Genomic DNA, 20,409 nt, shown 5'->3' with positions numbered 1-20,409 from the left:
TCAGATCCCGTGGGTTTGCAGCCAGAACTCCAGCAGGGCGGCCTGCCAGAGCTTCGAACCGCGAAGCGGCGTGATATGGGTTTCCGGATCGCTGAACAGCCGGTCCAGATAGGCCGGCTGGAACAGAGCGCGCTCCCGCGCGGCGGGCTGGTTCAGCACGTCGCGCACCAGTTCCAGATAGGGACCGCGCAGATACTTCAGCGCCGGAACGGGGAAATAGCCCTTGGGCCGGTCGATGACCTCGGAGGGGACGACCATGCGCGCCGCCTCCTTCAACACGTATTTGCCGCCGTCGCGCAGCTTCAGCTCCGGCGGGACGCGGGCGGCCAGTTCAACCAGATCGTGGTCGAGGAAGGGCACGCGTCCCTCCAGCCCCCAGGCCATGGTCATGTTGTCGACCCGCTTCACAGGGTCGTCGACCAGCATGACCGTGGTGTCGAGGCGAAGCGCCTTGTCCACCGGGCGTTCGGCGCCGGGCCGGGCGAAATGGGCGGCGACGAAGGCGCTCGCCGCGTCCTCGTCGGCGAGGTATTGCGGGTTCAGCGCCTCGGCCATCTCCGCGCGGTTGCGGTCGAAGAAGACCTTGGCGTAGGTGGACAGCGGATCGGTCGCCTCCATCATCGGCGGGTACCAGTGGTAGCCCGCAAAGATCTCGTCGGCACCCTGGCCGCTCTGCACCACCTTCACATGCTTGGACACCTCCTGCGACAGCAGGAAGAAGCCGATGGCGTCGTGGCTGACCATCGGCTCCGACATCGCCCGCACGCAGTCCTGAAGGGCGGGCAGGGCGCGGCTGCTGTCGATGAACAGCTTGTGGTGGTCGGTCTGGAAGCGCTGGGCGATCAGGTCGGAATACTGGAACTCGTCGCCCTTCTCCTGCCCCACGGTCTCGAAGCCGATGGAGAAGGTCTGCAGGCCGGTCTGTCCGGCTTCCGCCAGCAGGGCGACAATGACCGAGCTGTCCAGCCCGCCCGACAGCAGCACGCCGACCGGCACGTCGGCGACCAGACGCCGCTCCACCGCCTTGCGCAGCGTGGAGAGCACGGCGTCCTGCCAGTCGCCCTCCGACATGCGCTCGTCGCCGGGCTGCGGGCCGAAAACCGGCTCCCAATAGGTTTCCTCGGTGCGGCGCCCGTCCGGCTCCAGCGTCAGCAGCGTGGCCGGCGGCAGCTTGCGCACACCCTTCAGGATGGTCCCCGGCGCCGGGACGACGGCGTGGAAACTCATGTATTGGTAGAGCCCCACCGGATCGATCGCGGTGTCGATGTCGCCGCCGGCCAGCAGGGCGGGCAGGGTCGAGGCGAAACGCAGCCGCCCCGCCGTCTCGGACAGGTAGAGCGGCTTGATGCCCAGCCGGTCGCGGCCCAGCGTGACACGCCCGCTGTCACGCTCCCAAATGGCGAAGGCGAACATGCCGTAGAGCCGCTCGACGAAGCGGCGGCCCCAGGCGTGATAGGCTTTCAGCAGGACTTCGGTGTCGCCGTGCGAGAAGAAGCGGTAGCCCTTGGCCTCCAGCTCCGCCCGCAGCTCCGGATAATTGTAGATGCAGCCGTTGAAGACGATGCCGAGGCCCAACTCGGGGTCGGTCATCGGCTGCTGCGCCGCTTCGGACAGGTCGATGATGCTCAGCCGCCGGTGGCCGAAGGCCATCCGGCCATGGGCGAAGACGCCTTGCCCGTCGGGGCCGCGCAACGCCAGGGCTTCGGTCATCGAGCCGACCGCGGAAGCGGAGGCCGGGCGAGAATCGAAGCGGATTTCCCCGCTGATGCCGCACATTGTAAGAAATATCTCCGTATTCGAATGGACTGGACGCCGGAAAAAAACGCCTGGAGACGGCGAAGGACCGGCGCCAGCCCTCAACAGGCGTGCAGCTTGATCGTCGCAAGGTTGGAGCCTGCCTTGCACAGGGTATCGGGGGTAGGGCGCGCCGAACGACGGGAGGGGAGCGGCCCGAAAACGGGGTATCCGGACTACCCCATAGGGCTGGAAATGCCTCGCGGCTGAGGAAAGCCAAGGGGGATGGCGCCGGCCAGCGCAATGGTGGGGATAGGCTTTTCGGGATTAATACTTCTGCGCCCGATAAAGGCGATTAGATGTCTAATCGCGCTGCCGTCAGCGCGGCGGCCAGTTCGCGGGCGGCGTGGCGCAGGGCGCCCGGCTCATGGCCGGTGAAGCCCAACATCAGCGCCTGCAACGGCAGGGCGGCGATGTGCATCGGGCTGACCGGGCGCACGGCAATGCCACGCCGGGCCGCCACCGCCTCGACGTCGCGGTCCGACAAGCCGGGGCGCAGGCGGGCGATCAGCTTCATGCCCTGCTCCGGGACCTCCGCCTCCATCCAGGGGGAGAGGTGCGCGCCGATGGCCTCGGCCAGCGCGTCGCGCGCCGCCATGTAGCGCTGGCGCATGCGGCGCAGATGCGGGCCGAAATGCCCCTCCTCCAGGAAATCCGTCACCACACCCGTGTAGAGCGTTGCCGGGTGCCAGTCGGTCAGGCGGCGCATGGCGAGCACGGGGTCAAGCAGTTCGGGCGGCAGCACGGCGTAGCCGAGCCGCAGGCCGGGGAACAGGACCTTGCTGAAGGTGCCGACATAGATGACCCGCCCGCCGCCGTCGATCCCCTGGAGCGAGGCGAGCGGACGGCCCGCGTAACGGAACTCGCTGTCGTAGTCGTCCTCCAGCACCCAGGCGCCGGCCGTGCGCGCCCAGGCCAGAAGTTCCATCCGCCGCGCCATCGACAGCACGACCCCCAGCGGGTAGTGGGAGGACGGGGTGACATAGGCCAGCCGGGCGTCCGGCGCCGCGGCGACGCCCGCCGCCACCTCCAAGCCCTGCCCATCGACGGGCACCGGCACGACGCGCGCCCGCGCGGCCTCCAGGGCGGCGCGCACCGCGGGGTAGCAGGGGTCTTCCAGCCACACCGGATCGCCGGGCCGAAGCAGCACCCGCAGCACGAGGTCGATGGCCTGCTGGGCGCCGGCGGTTATCACCACCTGCTCCGGCTCGCAGCGCACCGCCCGCGCGCTTTGGAGGTAGTGGGCGATGGCCTCCCGCAGCGCCGCCGGTCCGCCGGGCTCGCCATAGCCGAGCATCTCCGGGTCGGGCCGTTGCAGGTGCCGCAGGGTCAGGCTGCGCCAGATTCGCAAACTGCGCTCGTCCAGCGCGCAACGCCCCGTGCTGAACGGGAGGGTGCCGAAGGGGGTGACCGATGGCGGCGGGGAGGAGACGCGGCGGGGCGGCTCCGGTGGCGGAATCTCCAGCCCGTCCGGCAGATCGCGGGACACGAAGCTGCCCGCCCCGACCCGCCCCTCGATGAAACCTTCGGCCAGAAGCTGTTCATAGGCGGCGACCACCGTGTTGCGGGCGACGCCGAGCCGTTCGGCCAGGGCGCGTGTCGGCGGCAGCTTCCCGCCGGGCGGCAGGGCGCCGGATAGGATGGCCCGGCGCAGCGCACCGTAGACCTGCCGCAGCAGCGGCTCCCCGCCCGTCCGGTCGATAGGGAGGAGCATCAGGTCGGAGAGATCGGCGGGCATCGGATTGGTCCAGTCGACAAGGTCGGAATTGGCTCTCACGCAGAACCAATGGCTAGGCTCTAATGGCGCCGTTGTCCACCGCCGCGAAGTGAGTTCCGCGATGTCCGAGGCCGTTCCGTCCGAAAGCTATCCCGTCACCGACCGCAACCGGGTAAAGCGCCTGCACGAGCGGGGCCGCTACGACCGCGAATCGGTCCACGCCATCCTCGACGGAGCGATGATCGCGCACATCGCCTACGTGATCGACGGGCAGCCCTACTGCACGCCCACGGCCTTCTGGCGAGAGGGGGGGCATCTCTACTGGCACGGCTCCTCGGCCAGCCGGATGCTGCGGGCGCAGCGCGACGGCCTGCCGGTCTGCCTGACCGTCACGCATCTCGACAGCCTCGTGCTCGCCCGCAGCGGGTTCAACCATTCGGCGGATTACCGGTCCGCCATGTGCTTCGGCACCGCGCGCATCGTCGAGGAGCCGGAGGCCAAGGCCCGCGCGCTCGACGCCATGGTCGACCGCTTCTATCCGGGGCGCAGCGCCGAGTTGCGAACCAGTACGGTGCAGGAGATCAAGGCGACCATGGTCGTCGGCATGGAGATCGAAGAGGCGAGCGCCAAGGTCCGGGGCAAGGGGCTGTCGGACGAGGGCGAGGACATGGACCTGCCCATCTACACCGCCCGCTACCCGGTGGTTCAGGTGATCGGCGCCGCCGAGCCTTGCCCGCGGCTTCCCGCCGGCACGCCGGTCCCGCCGGGGCAGGCGGGCTTTACCGCCGGCCGCCGGCTGGACGAGCTGATGCTGGAGAACCACCGCATCAGGTTCGGCGGGGAGTAACGCGCCCCTTCTCCGCGTCCGGGGTCACCGCGTCCGGCGCCACTCGCCGTCGATGGTGTAGGGCGCCGAGCGGCGGCGGTGCGTCCGATCGCCGTGCGGCGGATGACCGTCCAAATGCTCGGCCAGGATCGCCATGTTCTTGCGGTTGGCCTTCCAGAACACGTCGGCGATGTTGCCGGCGACCGGGACGGCGCTGATCAGGCTGTCCATCGCCACATTGCCGACCATGCGCAGCAGCTTGCCGCGCGGCACGCCGAGCCTCCAGGCCTCGCGGATGAGATAGCCGGACACCGCCGTGGTGGCGAGGTTGCCGAAGCCGGGCACCAAGCCCAGCACCGCGTCGGCGCCGAAGGTGATGTTGGTCCCCGGCACGCGGATGGCGCTGTCCATCGTCCGTGCCAGCCATTCCAGCCGCTGGCGCGCGGCGAAATGCGCCGTCTCATCGTAGGCGGAACCGTAACGGAAAGAAGAAAAAGAGGTAGCGGTCATACGGACCCTCCAGAAGGGGACGGCTGCGCCGTCCGCTCAAGTGAAGGGCTCCGACATCGCGGTCCGTACCAAGTGGACCGCCAGAGGGGCCCGGAGCCAGTCCCGCACAGATGGCCCGGTTGTCCCATCCACGCAAGACCCACCTGGTGCATTTTCGTATGAGTACGGTGGAATCATCCCCGGTTTCTGGGACCGGTCACAAAAGCATCAGGAACGCCGGCAGGCCGCCCAGAACCGCTCCCTGGGCTCCTCCCCACAGGACGTCCCCCTGCTCCACCGACCGGCGCAGCGCCGGGTTGGTGCCGCGCAACTGACACAGGGCGAAGATGGCCGCGTTCATCGGGCCGGCCAGGGCGAACCACAGGATCCAGGACGGCATGCCGCCGAGCCACACGGCGGGAGCGAGCATCAGGGCGGTGCGCCCGGTCCAGGACAGGCCGCGGAACAGCAACGCCTCCCATGACCAGGAGCCGGCTTGGCCGACCGGGCCGAAGGGCAGGAGATGCTGACCGATGAGCGTGGCTCCGGCGGTGGCCACGCCGACGACGAGTGCTTGGTCTGCGGGCATGGCCAGCGACCACAGGGCGGTGCTGAGCAGGGTCGCCGGAACGCCCCACAGCAGCAGACGTGGAAGGGCGCCCGTCTGGCGGGTGAGCGCGCTGAGAAAGAAACTGCCGAGCAGGGAACAGGTGACGGTGAGGAGGACGGCGGCGAACAGCAGATAGTCGATGACGAACTGTTCGGTCAGCATCACCATGGCCGCGCTCCCCCCACCGGTTCTTTGTTCGTATTCCCCACAATTACGGTGGGGCGTGACGGGGCCGGCGTCAATGGAAATTACCCTGATTTTTGGGGGCCGCCCACCCTCTTCATTCCCGGCCCTTCCAGCCCCGTCCGTCGCAGCAGGTCGAGAAACCGCTCCAGCACCAGATTGGCCTGCGTGCCCGCTTTGGTGACTGCCTGGAACTCCTGGGCGTAGTAGAAGCGCTCCGGCAGAAGGGCGCGCATCGCCCCGCGTTCGACCCACTGCCGCGCGTAATGGGTGGGCAGGAAACCGACGTAGCAACCGGTCAGGATGAGGAAGGCCACGCCCTCGCGGTCGGTCGCGGTGGCGGTCGCGGTCAGCGCCCGCTGCACCCCCGTCGCCTCCGGCACCTGCTGCGCCTCGGTCGGGGCGACGGCATCGGCGGCCTCCACCGCGGCGTCGGGCACCGTTTCCGCATCGAACAGCGGATGGCCGCGCCCGCAGTAAAGGTGTGACTCCTCCTGGTACAGCGGCAGACGGTCCAGGCCGGGCAGGGCGCGCCGCACCGGCACCACGCCCACATGAAGGCGCCCGTCCAGCACGCCGCGCTCAATCTCGTTGGGCGGGATCATGCGGATGTTCACCCGCACCTCCGGCCCCTGCTGCTTGAGGCCGCGGAGCGCGTCGGTCACCCGCATCTTCGGCATCGTCACGAGGTTGTCGGTGATGCCGATGTTCAATTCGCCGCGCAGCCGCCCGTGCGCGGCGTTGATCTCGCTGCGGAAGCTCTCCAGGCCGGCGAACAGGCGCAGCGCCGCCTCGTAGGCCATGCGCCCCTCGTCGGTGAGCAGGAAGCCCGCCCGCCCGCGCCGGCACAGCCGCAGACCCAGCCGCCGTTCCAGGTCGGCCATGTGCAGGCTGATGGCGGCGCGGCTGATGTTCAGCTCCACCTCCGCCGCGGAAAAGCCGCCGCACTCCACCACCGTCTTGAAGACGCGCAGCAGGCGCAGGTCGGCGTCGTTGAGGCCGCTCATGGGGCGGGCGGGCTTGGTCATGAATAGGTAAGCGGACGCTTGCGTAAGGTTTGAATGGTTTGGATTTAACCGTAACCGAGCCTCCGCGCACACTGTTTTCCGAAGCGATTTCCGATGACCACCCGAACCAGCAGGAGCGCCGCCCGATGCCGCCGTTGGACGAGAGCCAGAAAGCCGGAACCGCCCCGACCGCCGGGCTGACGCGCGAGGAGCTGGACGCCCATTGGATGCCCTTCACGGCGAACCGCGAATTCAAGGCGAACCCGCGCCTGATCGCCCGCGCCGAAGGCGCGTGGTACTGGGACGTCGAGGGTCGGAAGATCTACGACAGCCTGTCCGGCCTGTGGTGTTGCGGCGCCGGGCACAGCCGCCGCGAAATCAGCGAGGCGGTGGCCCGCCAGATCGCCGAGCTGGACTACAGCCCGGCCTTCCAGTTCGGCCACCCCGCCGCCTTCAAGCTGGCGCACAAGCTGGCCTCGATGACGCCGGCCGGGCTGGACCATGTGTTCTTCGTCAATTCAGGGTCGGAGGCGACCGATACGTCGCTGAAGATGGCGCGCGCCTATTGGCGGCTGAAGGGCCAACCGGCCAAGACCAAGCTGATCGGCCGGTCCAAGGGCTATCACGGCGTCAATTTCGGCGGAATCAGCCTGGGCGGCATCGGCGGCAATCGCAAACTGTTCGGCTCGGGCGTCGAGGCCGACCATCTGCCGCACACGCTGCTGCCGCAGAACGCCTTCACCAAGGGCCTGCCGGAGCAGGGCGCCGAACTGGCCGACGCGCTGGAGGAACTCGTCGCCCTGCACGACGCCTCCAACATCGCCGCGGTGATCGTGGAGCCGCTGGCCGGTTCCGCCGGCGTGCTGCCGCCGCCCAAGGGCTATCTGCAACGGCTGCGCGCGCTGTGCGACAAGCACGACATCCTGCTGATCTTCGACGAGGTCATCACCGGCTTCGGCCGCATGGGCGCTGCCTTCGGCGCCGACGCCTTCGGCGTGGTGCCCGACATCATGAACGTTGCCAAGGGCCTGACCAACGGCGCGGTGCCGATGGGCGCCGTCGTCGCCAGTCATGATATCTATCAGACCTTCATGGACAACGGCGGCGCCGACTACATGGTCGAATTCCCGCACGGCTACACCTACTCCGCCCACCCCGTCGCCTGCGCCGCCGGCCTCGCCGCGCTGGAACTGTTCGAGCAGGACAAGCTGGCCGAAAAGGCGGCGGCGCTCGCCCCGCATTTCGAGACGGTGCTGCACGGGCTGAAGGGGCTAAAGCACGTCACCGACATCCGCAACTACGGGCTGTGCGGCGCGGTGCAGATCGCGGCCCTGCCGGGCGAGCCGGCCCGCCGGCCCTACGAGATCGCCATGAAGTGCTGGAAGGCGGGCTTCTACGTCCGCTTCGGCGGCGACACGCTGCAATTCGGTCCGCATTTCATCAGCGAGCGCGACGACCTCGACCGGCTGATGAACGCCGTTTCCGACGCCATCCAGGCGACCGCTTGAGCCATCGACGGAGGACAATGGAAACCGCCATGACCCTCGTTCCGCACCTCATCGGCGGCACGGCCGACGCCCCCACCGACACCCGCAGCGCCGACATCATGAATCCGGCGACGGGCGAGACCGTCGGCCGCGTCCCGCTGGCCAGCCGCACCACCGTTGAATCGGCCATCGCTGCCGCAGAGGCCGCCTTCCCGGCGTGGCGGGCGACGCCGCCGGCCAAGCGGGCGCGGGTGATGTTCCGCTTCCGCCAATTGCTGGAGGACCACGCCGACCGCATCTGCGCGGCGATCACGCGGGAGCACGGTAAGACGCTGGAGGACGCCCGCGGCGAGCTGACCCGCGGCATCGAGAACGTCGAATACGCCTGCGGCATCGCCGACCTGCTGAAGGGTGAGCATTCCAAGAACGTCGGACCGGGCATCGACAGCTGGTCGGAGTTCCAGCCGCTGGGCGCCGTGGCGGGCATCACGCCCTTCAATTTCCCGGCCATGGTGCCGCTGTGGATGTTCCCGGTCGCCGTGGCCTGCGGCAACAGCTTCATCCTGAAGCCGTCGGAGCGCGACCCGAGCGCTTCCCTGCTCGTCGCGCAGCTGGCCCAGGAGGCGGGGCTGCCGCCGGGGGTGCTGAACGTCGTCCATGGCGACAAGGAGGCGGTCGATACGCTGCTGACCGACCCGCGCGTCCAGGCGGTCAGCTTCGTCGGCTCCACGCCGGTTGCCGAATACGTCTACGCCACCGGCTCCGCCCATGGGAAACGGGTGCAGGCGCTGGGCGGGGCCAAGAACCACGCCATCGTCATGCCTGACGCCGACCTCGACAACGCGGTCAGCGCGATCATGGGGGCGGCCTACGGCTCCTGCGGGGAGCGCTGCATGGCGATCTCCGCGGTCGTCGCGGTGAGCGACGCGACCGCCGACCGCGTGGTGGCGATGCTGGCGGAGCAGGTGCGCGGCCTCAAAGTCGGGGCCGGGACCGGCAGCGGCTGCGACATGGGGCCGCTGGTCACGCGCGCCCATTTCGAGAAGGTGAAGGGCTTTGTCGACCAGGGCGTTGCCGAAGGGGCAGAACTGGTGGTTGACGGCCGCGGGCTGGTGGTGCCGGGGCACGAGGGCGGCTTCTTCCTCGGCGGCTGTCTGTTCGACCGGGTGACGCCGGACATGAGCGTCTACCGGGAAGAGATCTTCGGCCCGGTCCTCTGCGTCGTGCGCGTGAAGACGATGCAGGAGGGCATGGACCTGATCGACGCCCACGAATACGGCAACGGCACCTGCCTGTTCACCCGTGACGGCGAGGCCGCGCGCTACTTTACCGACGCGATCAAGGTCGGCATGGTCGGCGTCAACGTGCCGCTGCCGGTGCCGGTGTCCTATCACAGCTTCGGCGGCTGGAAGCGGTCGCTGTTCGGCGATCTGGCGGCCTATGGACCGGACGGCGTGCGCTTCTACACCCGGCGCAAGACGATCACCCAGCGCTGGCCGACCGGCGGCGTGCGCGAAGGCGCACAGTTCTCCTTTCCGTCGATGAAGTGAGAGCTGGGTGTATTCCCTCTCCCCAGAGGAGGGCTTTGCGATAGGGCCGGATTTTGGACTCTATTTGAGTATTGCGCGGCCAAGTGGGACCAAACACCGCCTCAGCCAAGCCGCTCTCCTACAGGGCTGCACGGAAGCGCCACAGCGTGGAGTGATCCGGCGTCGGGCCGTCCAGGCTCAAGCCGACAAAGCGGCGGAACGACAGCCGGTCGGCCAAGGCGGCCTCCAGCGCCGGGTCGGACAGCCCGCCGTGCCACAACCCCAGCAGCAGGCAGCGCAGCAGCACCGGCGGATTCCCCGGAGCCCCGGCCTCCGAGCGTCGGTTGCGCAGTGACCGGAGCACCACCTCCAGCGCCGCCCAGTCCGCCGCACCGGCGATCTCGTCCAGAACCCCGTTCTCCGGAGCCCGGACCAGATCGTCCGCCAAACTCAGTTGACCGCAAACCCGAACACGCATGGTCGCCCTTTCCGAGAACCAAGGAAGGGAATCACAACTGAGAACGTTCGGCAATTGCGCAAAGCCCTCCAAGGGGGAGAGGGCTTTGTCGTTCGGCTGCAATTCGGCCCTAGGGAACTCGACCGCGGCCATTGGAGTTTCCCATCCGGACCTGGGTGAACCGGGAACGGATGGAATCCCATGGCGCGGCGGTGCGCGTTGCTCTTGGCTGGGGTGTTGACGGCCCTCTCGGCGCTGCCCGCCGCCGGGGCGACGGTGACTCTCGCCTGCAGCGGGCTCGGCATCAGCTTCGACCTGTGTCGCGACGGCGCGCAGGAATGGGCGCGGCGCAGCGGGAACGAGGTTCGTTTCGTTTCCCCGCCGAAGGGGGCGAGCGAGCAGTTGGCGCTCTACCAGCAGCTTCTCGCCGCCGGATCGCCGGACATCGACGTGTTCCAGATCGACGTGGTCTGGCCGGGCATCCTCGGCAACTACTTCATCGACCTGAAGGACCGCGCCGGGCCGGACGTTGTTCGCCAACATCTTCCGGCAATGGTCGAGGCTGCGACGGTCAAGGGCCGGCTGGTCGCGATGCCCTGGTTCGCCGACGCCGGGGTTCTCTACGCCCGCAAGGATCTGCTGGAGGCCCACGGGCGCCCGGTGCCGCAGACCTGGGAGGAGCTTCAGGACACCGCCGCCCTGATCCAACGGGCGGAGCGCGCCGCCGGGCGGGACCGGATGTGGGGCTATGTCTGGCAGGGCCGCGCCTATGAAGGGCTGACCGTCAACGCGCTGGAATGGATCGCCAGCCGCAACGGCGGCACCATTGTCGCCCCCGACGGAGCCGTCACCATCGACAACCCGCGCGCCGCCGAGGCGCTGGCCATGGCCCACGGTTGGGTCGGTTCGATCAGTCCACCGGGAGTCCTCAATTACATGGAGGAGGAGGCGCGCGGGGTCTTCCAGTCCGGCAACGCCGTTTTCATGCGCAACTGGCCCTACGCCTGGACGCTGGTCAACGCGGCGGACAGCGCGGTCGGCGGCAAGGTCGCCGTGGTGCCGCTGCCCAAGGGCGGGCCGGAGGGGCGCCACACGTCCACGCTGGGCGGGCAGTTGCTGGCGGTCAGCAAATTCTCCGCCCATGCGGACGAGGCCGCGGACCTGGCGCTGTATCTGACCGGCCTGGCCGAGCAGAAGCGCCGGGCCATCCACGGCGCCTCCAACCCGACCATCCCGGCGCTCTACGAGGATGCGGAGGTGGTGGCCACCAACCCCTTCTTCGCAGAGCTGGCCGACTCCATCGCCAATGCGGTCAACCGCCCGGCCCAGGCGACGGGCATGCGCTACAACCAAGTGTCGGCGGAGTTCTACGCCAACGTCCACGAGGTGCTTACCGGACGGCAGGACGCCAAGGCGATGCTGCCCGATCTCAAGGAGGCTCTGGTCCGCATCAGCCGGGGAGGGCGCTGGTGAGCGCTCTTCCGCGATCCAGCCTGGAGCGGCAGCGGCGCCGGGCGGCGTGGCTGTTCCTGCTGCCGATGCTGACCGTGCTGGCGGGGGTGGCCGGCTGGCCGTTGTTCCGCACCGTCTTCTTCTCCTTCACCGACGCGACGCTCGCCACGCTGGACGGCTTCCAGGGGGTGGGGCTGGACAATTACCTGTGGCTGATGCGCGACCCCGTCTGGTGGCGGGCGGTGTGGAACACGCTGGTCTTCACCGTGGTGTCGGTGGCGATCGAGACGGCGTTGGGGCTGGGCGTCGCGCTGATCCTGAACGCGCATCTGCCGGGGCGCGGGCTGCTGCGCGCCGCCGTCCTGATCCCCTGGGCGATCCCCACCGTGGTGTCGGCCCAGATGTGGGGCTGGATGTTCCATGATCTCTACGGCGTGGTGAACACGATCCTGATGGGACTCGGGCTGATCGCCGAGCCGCGGGCCTGGACCGCCGATCCCGATCTGGCGCTGCCGGTGGTGATCGCGGTCGATGTCTGGAAATCCACGCCCTTCATGGCGCTGCTGATCCTGGCCGCCCTGCAGATGCTGCCGCGCGACCTCTACGAGGCGGCGCGGGTGGACGGGGTGCATCCGGTGAAGGTCTTCTTCCGCATCACGCTGCCGCTGATCCGTCCGGCGCTGATGGTGGCGGTGCTGTTCCGCACGCTGGACGCGCTGCGCGTGTTCGACCTGATGTATGTGCTGACCGGCAACAGCCGCTCCACCATGTCGATGTCGGTCTATGCCCGGCAATATCTGATCGACTTCCAGGACGTGGGCTACGGCTCCGCCGCGGCGACCCTGCTGGTCCTGGTGCTGGCGGTGGCGACGGTGCTGGCGGTGACGCTGGGCCGCGTGCGTGTCGACGCGGGGAGGTGAGGGGATGGGCCTGAAACGCATCGCCTTTGCTCTTGTGGTTCTGGGAATCGTCGTCTGGGCGGTGTTTCCCTTCGCCTGGGCCATCGTCACCTCGCTGAAGGCGGGCAGCGCGCTGTTCACGGTGGAGGCCTGGCCGTCGCAGCCATCGCTGGCGAACTACGCGGCGATCTTCAAGGAGCAGCCCTTCGGGCGGAACATCCTGAACTCCCTGCTGGCCGCCTCGGCGGTGGTGGCGCTGTCGCTGGGGCTGGCGGTGCTGGCCGCCTACGCGCTGGGGCGGGTGCGCTTCCGCGGGCGGGGGCTGCTGCTGTTCGTGGTGCTGGGCGTGTCGATGTTCCCGCAGGTCGCCGTTCTGTCGGGCCTGTTCGAGCTGGTGCGCTGGCTCGGCCTCTACAACCGGATCGGCTCGCTGATGTTGTCCTACCTGATCTTCACGCTGCCCTTCACCGTCTGGGTGTTGACCACCTTCATGCGCGAGCTGCCGAAGGAACTGGAGGAGGCCGCCATGGTGGACGGCGCCGGCCCCTTCGTGATCGTGACGCGGGTGTTCCTGCCGCTGATGGGGCCGGCGCTGGCGGCGACCGGGCTGCTCGCCTTCATCGCCGCCTGGAACGAGTTCCTGTTCGCCCTGACCTTCACCCTGACCGACGACGCGCGCACCGTGCCGGTGGCGATCGCGCTGATGTCCGGGGCCAGCCAGTACGAGCTGCCCTGGGGCCGGATCATGGCGTCGTCGGTGGTGGTGACGGTGCCGCTGATCGGGCTGGTGCTGCTGTTCCAGCGGCGGATCGTCTCCGGCCTGACCGCCGGCGCTGTGAAGGGGTAGGGCGATGGCGGGCGTCACGCTGCGCGGGGTGCGCAAGAGCTTCGGGCGGATCGAGGTCATCCACGGCGTCGACCTGGAGGTCGCGGACGGTGAGTTCGTCGCCTTCGTCGGGCCGTCCGGCTGCGGCAAGTCCACTCTGCTGCGCCTGATCGCCGGGCTGGAGGAGCCGAGCGCCGGGGACCTGTCCATCGGTGGGCAGCGGGTGAACGACCAGCCTCCGGCGGCGCGCGGCATCGCCATGGTCTTCCAGTCCTACGCGCTCTACCCCCACATGACGGCCTACGACAACATGGCCTTCGGCCTGACCCTGTCGCGGACCGACAAGGGGACCATCGCGGAGCGGGTGCGCGCCGCCGCGCGGCTGCTGCAGATCGAGGATCTGCTCGACCGCAAGCCGCGCGACTTGTCCGGTGGGCAGCGCCAGCGCGTCGCCATCGGGCGGGCCATCGTGCGCGAGCCGCAGGTCTTCCTGTTCGACGAGCCGCTGTCCAACCTCGACGCCGGCCTGCGCGTCCAAATGCGCCTGGAGATCGCCAAGCTGAAGGCCGACCTGCGCGCCACCATGATCTACGTGACCCACGATCAGGTGGAGGCAATGACCCTGGCCGACCGCATCGTCGTGCTGAACGCCGGGCGGGTGGAGCAGGCCGGCACGCCGCTGGAGCTGTACCACCGCCCGCGCAACCGCTTCGTCGCCGGCTTCATCGGCTCGCCGGCCATGAACTTCCTGGATGTGGTCTCGGAGGGGCAGGCGGACGGGTCGGTGCGGGTGTGGCTTCCCGGCGGGGTGCCGCTGGATATCGCCGTGGATGCTTCAGCGCCGGCGGCGGGCACGCTGCTGACGCTGGGCGTCCGGCCGGAGCATGTCGGTTTGGCCGATGGCGGGGTCGGGCTGGTCGCCACCATCCTGGCCGTGGAACGGCTGGGCGGCGAGACGCATTGCCACGCCGCGCTGGAAGACGGGCAAAGGCTTCTGGTCCGCCTCGACGGCGACCGGCCGGTGGCGACGGGCGAGCGGTTGCGCTTGAACCTGCGGAGTGAAACCGCGCATCTCTTCGGGTCCGACGGGCAGAGGCTCTGAGCGCAGCGGCGGGGCGCGCTGTACTGCTTTCGAATGAACTTGCGGGCGAAGCGGCGGTCGGTTTGAATGCCGCCATGGACATCATGACACCCCGGCAGACCGACATCCTGGCGCTCGCCCGCACGCAGGGGCGCGTGCTGGTCGACGATCTGGCCGCCCGCTTCAACGTCACGCCGCAGACCATCCGCAAGGACCTGAACGAGCTGTGCGACCGTCGCCTGCTCCAGCGGGTCCACGGCGGCGCGGTCGCCGGATCGGGTGTCGAGAATCTCGGCTACGAGGCGCGGCGGCTGATCGCCCAGGACGAGAAGCGCGCCATCGGCCGCCGCGCCGCGGAGCTGGTGCCCGACAGCTCCTCCCTCTTCATCAACATCGGCACGACGACGGAGGAGGTGGCCCGCGCCCTTCAGGGGCGCAGCGGGTTGGTGGTCATCACCAACAACATCAACGTCGCCAACCTGCTGCGCCCCGAGCCGCACATCGAGGTGATCGTGGCCGGCGGCGTGGTGCGTCGGTCGGACGGCGGCATCGTCGGCGAGGCCGCCATCGACTTCTTCAACCAGTTCATGGCCGATTTCGCGGTGATCGGCGCCTCGGCCATCGACGAGAGCGGGGCGCTGCTCGACTTCGATTACCGCGAGGTGCGGGTGTCGCAGGCGATCATGGCGAACGCCCGCCACGTCATCCTGGTCGCCGACCGCGGCAAGCTGGAGCGCACCGCCCCGGTGCGCATCGGCCACATCTCGCAGGTCCACACCTTCGTCACGGACGTCCTGCCCTCCGACCGGCTGGCCCGCATCTGCCGGGAGTCCGGCGTGCGGGTGGAGGAGCTGTTCCCCGACCGCGCGGCGGAGCCGGAACCCCAGGACTGATCCCTACACCAGCCAGACCCAGGCGATGACGACGGCGAGCAGCGAGGCCGTGGAGGCGACGCCGATGGGCAGCGCCAGCCGGTAGATCGCGGACTCCGCCTTGGTCAGCCCCAGAAGGCTGGAGGCCAGAACGATCCGGCCCGGCGTCAGCAGCGTGCAGACGCTGCCGGCCACCACCTGGATCGCGGCGGCGGCGATCAGCGGCAGGCCGCTGCCCGACGCCAGATTGACCTGGATGTGCATCATCAGGGCGTTCGACGCCGTGTTGGAGCCGGTCAGCATCCCCGTCGCCGCCCCCAGCACCGGCACGGCCAGCACGGCGGCGGAGCCCGCCACCGCCTGCCACGCCTGCCCGAAGGCCGCCGCCCCGCCGGAGGCGGCCATGAAGGCGGCCAGTTCCACGAAGACCAGGGTCGCCGCCATCGGCACCAGCGCCGCGCGCAGGGCGGGACCGGCCACAGCCAGGGCGCGCCCGCGCGGCAGGCTCGCCAGCATGACAAGGGCGATGGCGACCAGCCATGTCGAGGGGTGGCGCAGCAGGGGCATCGGCGCCAGCCCGCCGAACGGGTCGAGCACCAGCAAGTCCGCCGTCCAGCCCGACAGCGGCGGCACCAACCGTGTCGCCATCAGCCCGCCGACCAGAACCACATAGGGCCACAGCAGGGCCAGCAGCCGCGACAGGCCGGCGGCGTCGCGCGGCAGCCGCCGCGCCTCCACCGCCAGCAGAAGCACCGCCGTCGCCAGCCCGCCGCCCAGCTCCGGCGCCACGAAGCGGTTGGTCAGCCAGAGCAGCCCGGCCAGCGTCAGCATCAGGACGAGGTCCCTGGCCCGGTCGCCCGGGGTGGAGGTCAGCCCGGCGCCGTGGATCAGCCGCCAGAACACCAGCAGCAGGCTGGGCAGCACGACCACCATCAGAGCGGCGCTGGCCGTCCCCAGCTCGGTGAAGGACACGCCGATCAGCTCCGCCCCGACCCGCGTGCCGACGCCCAGCGCACCCCAGGGGGCGAGCATCTGGCTGAACAGGCCCAACGCCGCGGCGTGGGCCGGCGGCAGATTCAGCGGGCGCAGCATGGCGAGCGCCACCACCAGCCCGACGCCGAACCCCGTCACCGATTCGGCGAAAGGACCGGCGAGCAGGCAGGCGACGAAGACGGCGCGGCGGCGCTCGGCCGGTGTCTTCGCCTCGACCTGCGCATCGGCCTTGACGGCGCGGGCCTCGAAAGCGCGGTGGAACAGCAGGCCCGCCGCGATGATCGACATGGCGTGCCACGCCAGCCACGCTCCCTCGCCGGCCTTCAGCGCCACGGCGGGGAGCAGGCTGGGCAGTTGGGCCAGCCAATCCGGAGCGGTGGCGCCGCTCGGCTGCGCCACCATCAGGGCCGCCATGAGCACCCCGGCGGCCAGCGCCATGCCCGCGGTCCCGGCGGTTAGCATGCTGACGCGCCGCGACACGAGCAGGGCGATGGTGGCGGCGAGCGGCAGGAGATGGAGGGTCAGGGGCATGATCGACACAGGGGACCGTGGAAGAAGCGTGCTGATATACTAATATCGGCACGCTTCGGCCAGCCCCATCGGTCTTTGCGCGGCTGCCCTGCCTGGGACTCAGGCGCCTTTGATCCCGCGCAGCAGGGCGATTTCCGCCAGAAGGTCGTCGATGGCGGCCAACGCGAAGTCCAGCGCGGCTTGGTCGGTCAGCCGGCCGTCCTTGATCTTCTCGTGAACCGTGCCGATGACCACCTGCGGGCGGGCGATGACCCGACCCATCATGCCGGACAGTGTCTCGCGCATCTCGTGCTGGGCGCGCACGCCGCCGGTGAAGGCGGGGGAGGCGGTCATGATGAGGATCGGCTTGCCCCGCACCGGCGACTTCATGGCCGGGCGCGACGCCCAGTCCAACGCGTTCTTCAGCACGCCCGACATGCCGTAATTGTATTCCGGGGAGATGATGACCAGACCGTCGGCCGCGGCGATGGCGTCGCGGAGCGCGGTGGCCGCGGCGGGGGTGTTCTCCGCGTCCAGATCGGGATCGTAAAGCGGGATGTCGTTCAGGGGGAACAGCGCCATCTCCGCCTTGCTGCCCGCCTTTTCGCCCAGCGAGTCGGCGATCGTGCTCAGCACCGCGGTGCAGTGGGAGTGACGGCGGATGCTGCCGGAAAGGCCGAGAAGGCGGACGGGCTTGGCGGTGTCGGTCATCGTGGCTGTCCTGTCGCGGTTTGAGGTGGGTGCCCGTTCCAACGGTGCGCACGGAGGATGGTGCCGTCCCCGTCCCCGCGCCGCAACCCGCGGGATCAGGGGCCGGACCACGCCTCCGCTCCGGATCGGGGCGGACTCCGTAGAATCCACAATAGGGGAAAGCAGCGCTGCGAATACGCATAAAATACAAGATAAATCGCTGATTTTTCCAGCGCTTGCAAGGCACTAGGGGGTGGGATGCGGCTCAAGAGAGGCTGGCGACGGGCTAAGATGGTGCGACAATATGGTGATGTTTTTCGGCCATTAATACAGTAGAAGTAGCACTTAAGTAGTGTTTGTGCGTGTTCTCCGCGACGGGGTGCTGGCTTATGCGCGACAATGGACCGGTTACGAACCGCGAAATCGAAATGTCCGACGACATGCTGCTTGTGTCACGGACCGACACCCGCGGCAAGATCACGTTCGTCAATAAAGCATTTGTTGATATTAGCGGTTTCTCAGAAACGGAATTACTCGGCTCGCCTCATAATCTTGTGCGCCATCCGGACATGCCACCGGCGGCCTTCGCCAACCTGTGGGAAACCATCAAGGACGGCAGGCCGTGGGAAGGGCTGGTCAAGAACCGGTCCAAAAGCGGCGACCATTATTGGGTCAAGGCGAACGTCACCCCGATCACCGAGAAGGGCGTGGTGACGGAGTACATCTCCATCCGGTCCAAGCCGAGCCGGGAAGCGGTGGCGGAGGCGGAGCGCATCTACGCGTAGATCCGCGCCGGGCGCGGCCAGCAGTATGGCCTGCTGGACGGCCAGATCGTCCGCCGCGGTTTCGGCGTCTGGCTGGGTGACTTGGCGTCGAGCATCGCCGGGCGCATCGTGGCAACCACCGGTCTTCTGTTGCTGACCGTCATGGTCCTCGGCTGGCTGAGCCTGACCGGTAGCGACAGCGTCGAGGTTTTCGCCGGGCTGATGCTGTTCGGCCTGCTGGTGGCCGGCGTCGGGACGCTCAGCGTTCTGGGCACGGTGCGGCGCCCGCTCGGGCTGGTGGAAACCCATCTCGACGCCATCGCCCGCGGCGACCTGATGACCAACGTCCCCAGCTCCGGCGTGGCGGAGTTCGCCCGCATCCGATCGCAGATCCGTGCCGTGAAGGCGAAGCTGAACTATTCGACCCAAGAGCGCGCCGAGCGCCAGCGCCAGGCGGAGGAGGAGCGCATCACCGCTCTCCAGTCCATGGCAGAGACGGTGGAGCGCGAGGCCAGCCATGCGGTGGAGCAGGTGGCCCTGCGCACCGGCGGCATGGCCCAGGACGCCGACGCCATGGCGACCTCCGCCGAGCGGGTCAGCATCAACGCGCAGAACGTCGCCGCGGCTGCGGAGGAAGCGCTGGCCAACGCCCAGACCGTGGCGGCGGCGACGGAGGAGCTGGCGGCCTCGATCCGCGAAATCTCCGCGCAGATCGCCCATTCCAGCGCGGTCACCCGCCGCGCCGTGGAGAACGGCCAGCGCACCCAGGGCACCATCCAGTCGCTGTCCGAGGCGGTCGGCCGCATCGACGAGGTGGTCAAGCTGATCACCGACATCGCCAGCCAGACCAACCTGCTGGCGCTCAACGCCACCATCGAGGCGGCGCGTGCGGGTGAGGCCGGCAAGGGCTTCGCCGTGGTGGCCCAGGAGGTGAAGAACCTCGCCAACCAGACCGCCCGCTCCACCGAGGAGATCACCCGTCTGATCGCGGAAATCCAGGGGGTGACCAGCACCGCCGTGGGGGCCGTGGCGGAAATCGGCGACACCATCGGCGAGATCGACCAGATCTCCAGCGCCATCGCCGCCGCGATGGAGGAGCAGGCCGCCGCCACCCAGGAAATCAGCCGCAACGTGGTGGAGACCTCCAACGCCGCGCAGGAGGTGTCGGTGCGCATCGCCGCCGTCTCCAGCGACGCCGACCAGACCGGTTCGCAGGCCTCGGGCGTGCGGGCCGGCTCGGACGAGGTGGCGACGAGCATCGACGAGCTGCGCCGCGTGCTGGTGCGTGTCGTCCGCACCTCCACCAGCGACGCCGACCGCCGCCGCAGCCCGCGCTACCGGGTGAACGAGGCCTGCGGCGTCGTGGTGCAGGGGCGCGATCAGTCCGGCACGCTGACCGACCTGTCGAACGGCGGCGCCATGCTGAGCGGGATCGGCGGTCTTGGCGTGGGCGACCGTGGCACTCTGCGGCTCGACCGCTTCGGCCTGACCGTCGCCTTCGAGGTGCGGGCCATCGACAAGACGGCGATCCATGTCCGCTTCGCCGAAAGCGACGTCGCCCTGCCGCGCTTCCGTGACGCCTTCGCCCAGTTGACCCGCGGCCTTCAGCCGGTGGCGACGGCGGCGGCCTGACGAACAGCAACCCGCTCTGAAAAAGCAACGGCCCGGCGTTCTGCACGCCGGGCCGTCGTCGTTTCGGGCTTTTCCCCGTCAGCCTTGCGGCTTGTCGACGCGGTAGCGGAAGTCGCAATGGCTGGCGCCCTGCATGATGGTCTGCGTCCGCTCCATCTTGATCGACGGGTCGTAGCCTGTGCAGAAGGCGGCGTCGCGGTTGCAGGACAGCAGGTGTCCGATGTGACCCAGCCCCATCTCCCGGTACATCTCGGCGTAGCGGCAGCGGGTGACGTTGTAGTCGAACCGCGTCTCGTCCTGGTGCAGTACCTCCAGCCGCAGCGCGTCGTCCTTGGTCCACAACGGCTGCAGGTCGGCGAAGCTGGTCAGGCTGGTGCCGTTCGGCTCGGTCGCGGCGAAGGCGGCGGCGGATTCGACGGCGGCACGGGTGATGGCAGCGCCAAGGATCTCTTGCGCTACCGCCTCGCCCAGCCGGACGGCCATCTCCTCATAGACCGGCTTCAAGATCGCCGCCTCAATCCCGCGGCGCTCCAGCATGCCCATCGCGGGCTTGGCCGGGGGCGTGTCGGTCGATTCGGTCATCACTGTCTC

19 protein-coding genes are annotated in these 20,409 nt (G+C 69.0%); 10 read left to right on the top strand and 9 right to left on the bottom strand.

Annotation, left to right across the window (positions count from 1 at the left end; translation table 11 throughout):
- Together ACWPXE_RS02445 and pdxR are read right to left on the bottom strand one after the other, a co-directional pair.
- Positions 1 to 1,776 carry an N-acetylglutaminylglutamine amidotransferase gene (locus tag ACWPXE_RS02445; RefSeq protein WP_454016547.1) on the bottom strand — a complete coding sequence of 592 codons (1,776 nt, stop codon included), beginning with the start codon at positions 1,774 to 1,776 and terminating at the stop codon, positions 1 to 3.
- Positions 1,777 to 2,089: 313 nt separating this feature from the next.
- Positions 2,090 to 3,532: a MocR-like pyridoxine biosynthesis transcription factor PdxR gene (pdxR, locus tag ACWPXE_RS02440; protein WP_454016546.1), complete on the bottom strand. Its 1,443-nt coding sequence runs from the start codon at positions 3,530 to 3,532 to the stop codon at positions 2,090 to 2,092.
- A gap of 100 nt (positions 3,533 to 3,632) precedes the next feature.
- Here pdxR and ACWPXE_RS02435 point away from each other — a divergent pair, with 100 nt between their 5' ends.
- Complete coding sequence (locus ACWPXE_RS02435; RefSeq protein WP_454016545.1) at positions 3,633 to 4,358, top strand: pyridoxamine 5'-phosphate oxidase family protein; 726 nt, start codon at positions 3,633 to 3,635, stop codon at positions 4,356 to 4,358.
- Positions 4,359 to 4,382: 24 nt separating this feature from the next.
- Here the strand turns inward: ACWPXE_RS02435 and ACWPXE_RS02430 are convergent, their stop codons facing one another.
- From ACWPXE_RS02430 to ACWPXE_RS02420, 3 genes are all read right to left on the bottom strand, one after another.
- Complete coding sequence (locus tag ACWPXE_RS02430) at positions 4,383 to 4,847, bottom strand: DUF4112 domain-containing protein (protein WP_454016544.1); 465 nt, start codon at positions 4,845 to 4,847, stop codon at positions 4,383 to 4,385.
- A gap of 196 nt (positions 4,848 to 5,043) precedes the next feature.
- Positions 5,044 to 5,604 carry a hypothetical protein gene (locus ACWPXE_RS02425; RefSeq protein WP_454016543.1) on the bottom strand — a complete coding sequence of 187 codons (561 nt, stop codon included), beginning with the start codon at positions 5,602 to 5,604 and terminating at the stop codon, positions 5,044 to 5,046.
- 80 nt (positions 5,605 to 5,684) lie between these two features.
- Positions 5,685 to 6,647: a LysR family transcriptional regulator gene (locus ACWPXE_RS02420; RefSeq protein WP_454016542.1), complete on the bottom strand. Its 963-nt coding sequence runs from the start codon at positions 6,645 to 6,647 to the stop codon at positions 5,685 to 5,687.
- 125 nt (positions 6,648 to 6,772) lie between these two features.
- Here ACWPXE_RS02420 and ACWPXE_RS02415 point away from each other — a divergent pair, with 125 nt between their 5' ends.
- Both ACWPXE_RS02415 and ACWPXE_RS02410 read left to right on the top strand, forming a co-directional pair.
- Complete coding sequence (locus ACWPXE_RS02415; protein WP_454016541.1) at positions 6,773 to 8,134, top strand: aminotransferase class III-fold pyridoxal phosphate-dependent enzyme; 1,362 nt, start codon at positions 6,773 to 6,775, stop codon at positions 8,132 to 8,134.
- A 29-nt stretch (positions 8,135 to 8,163) separates the two neighbouring features.
- Entirely contained in the window at positions 8,164 to 9,663 is a 1,500-nt protein-coding gene (locus tag ACWPXE_RS02410; RefSeq protein WP_454016540.1) for a CoA-acylating methylmalonate-semialdehyde dehydrogenase, read from the top strand.
- Between the two features lie 118 nt (positions 9,664 to 9,781).
- Here the strand turns inward: ACWPXE_RS02410 and ACWPXE_RS02405 are convergent, their stop codons facing one another.
- On the bottom strand, positions 9,782 to 10,120 hold the full coding sequence (locus ACWPXE_RS02405; protein ID WP_454016539.1) for a transposase: 339 nt from the start codon (positions 10,118 to 10,120) through the stop codon (positions 9,782 to 9,784).
- 213 nt (positions 10,121 to 10,333) lie between these two features.
- Here ACWPXE_RS02405 and ACWPXE_RS02400 point away from each other — a divergent pair, with 213 nt between their 5' ends.
- The 5 genes from ACWPXE_RS02400 to ACWPXE_RS02380 all read left to right on the top strand — a co-directional run bounded on the left by ACWPXE_RS02400 (position 10,334) and on the right by ACWPXE_RS02380 (position 15,250).
- Entirely contained in the window at positions 10,334 to 11,572 is a 1,239-nt protein-coding gene (locus tag ACWPXE_RS02400; RefSeq protein WP_454017892.1) for an ABC transporter substrate-binding protein, read from the top strand.
- Entirely contained in the window at positions 11,569 to 12,471 is a 903-nt protein-coding gene (locus ACWPXE_RS02395; protein WP_454016538.1) for a carbohydrate ABC transporter permease, read from the top strand. The genes ACWPXE_RS02400 and ACWPXE_RS02395 overlap by 4 nt, the downstream gene beginning before the upstream one ends.
- 4 nt (positions 12,472 to 12,475) lie before the next feature.
- A complete protein-coding gene (locus ACWPXE_RS02390) occupies positions 12,476 to 13,297 on the top strand; it encodes a carbohydrate ABC transporter permease (RefSeq protein WP_454016537.1) in 822 nt (273 codons plus the stop codon).
- Between the two features lie 4 nt (positions 13,298 to 13,301).
- On the top strand, positions 13,302 to 14,378 hold the full coding sequence (locus tag ACWPXE_RS02385) for an ABC transporter ATP-binding protein (RefSeq protein WP_454016536.1): 1,077 nt from the start codon (positions 13,302 to 13,304) through the stop codon (positions 14,376 to 14,378).
- Positions 14,379 to 14,452: 74 nt separating this feature from the next.
- The gene (locus ACWPXE_RS02380; RefSeq protein WP_454016535.1) at positions 14,453 to 15,250 is read left to right on the top strand and encodes a DeoR/GlpR family DNA-binding transcription regulator; all 798 of its coding nucleotides are present in this window, start codon (positions 14,453 to 14,455) and stop codon (positions 15,248 to 15,250) included.
- A 3-nt stretch (positions 15,251 to 15,253) separates the two neighbouring features.
- On the opposite strand, the gene ACWPXE_RS02375 is transcribed toward ACWPXE_RS02380, so the two are convergent.
- Positions 15,254 to 16,753 carry an L-lactate permease gene (locus ACWPXE_RS02375; protein WP_454016534.1) on the bottom strand — a complete coding sequence of 500 codons (1,500 nt, stop codon included), beginning with the start codon at positions 16,751 to 16,753 and terminating at the stop codon, positions 15,254 to 15,256.
- Positions 16,754 to 16,852: 99 nt separating this feature from the next.
- A complete protein-coding gene (locus ACWPXE_RS02370; protein WP_454016533.1) occupies positions 16,853 to 17,443 on the bottom strand; it encodes an NADPH-dependent FMN reductase in 591 nt (196 codons plus the stop codon).
- A gap of 368 nt (positions 17,444 to 17,811) precedes the next feature.
- Here ACWPXE_RS02370 and ACWPXE_RS02365 point away from each other — a divergent pair, with 368 nt between their 5' ends.
- The gene (locus ACWPXE_RS02365) at positions 17,812 to 18,207 is read left to right on the top strand and encodes a PAS domain-containing protein (protein ID WP_454016532.1); all 396 of its coding nucleotides are present in this window, start codon (positions 17,812 to 17,814) and stop codon (positions 18,205 to 18,207) included.
- An 81-nt stretch (positions 18,208 to 18,288) separates the two neighbouring features.
- The gene (locus ACWPXE_RS02360; RefSeq protein WP_454016531.1) at positions 18,289 to 19,818 is read left to right on the top strand and encodes a methyl-accepting chemotaxis protein; all 1,530 of its coding nucleotides are present in this window, start codon (positions 18,289 to 18,291) and stop codon (positions 19,816 to 19,818) included.
- 78 nt (positions 19,819 to 19,896) lie between these two features.
- Here the strand turns inward: ACWPXE_RS02360 and ACWPXE_RS02355 are convergent, their stop codons facing one another.
- On the bottom strand, positions 19,897 to 20,400 hold the full coding sequence (locus ACWPXE_RS02355; RefSeq protein WP_454016530.1) for an L-2-amino-thiazoline-4-carboxylic acid hydrolase: 504 nt from the start codon (positions 20,398 to 20,400) through the stop codon (positions 19,897 to 19,899).
- Positions 20,401 to 20,409 lie beyond the last annotated feature (9 nt).

The organism is Azospirillum sp. Marseille-Q6669 (genome assembly GCF_965111635.1).
The sequence above is the reverse complement of the archived record's forward strand: the minus strand, read 5'-3'. Positions and strand labels throughout refer to the sequence as shown.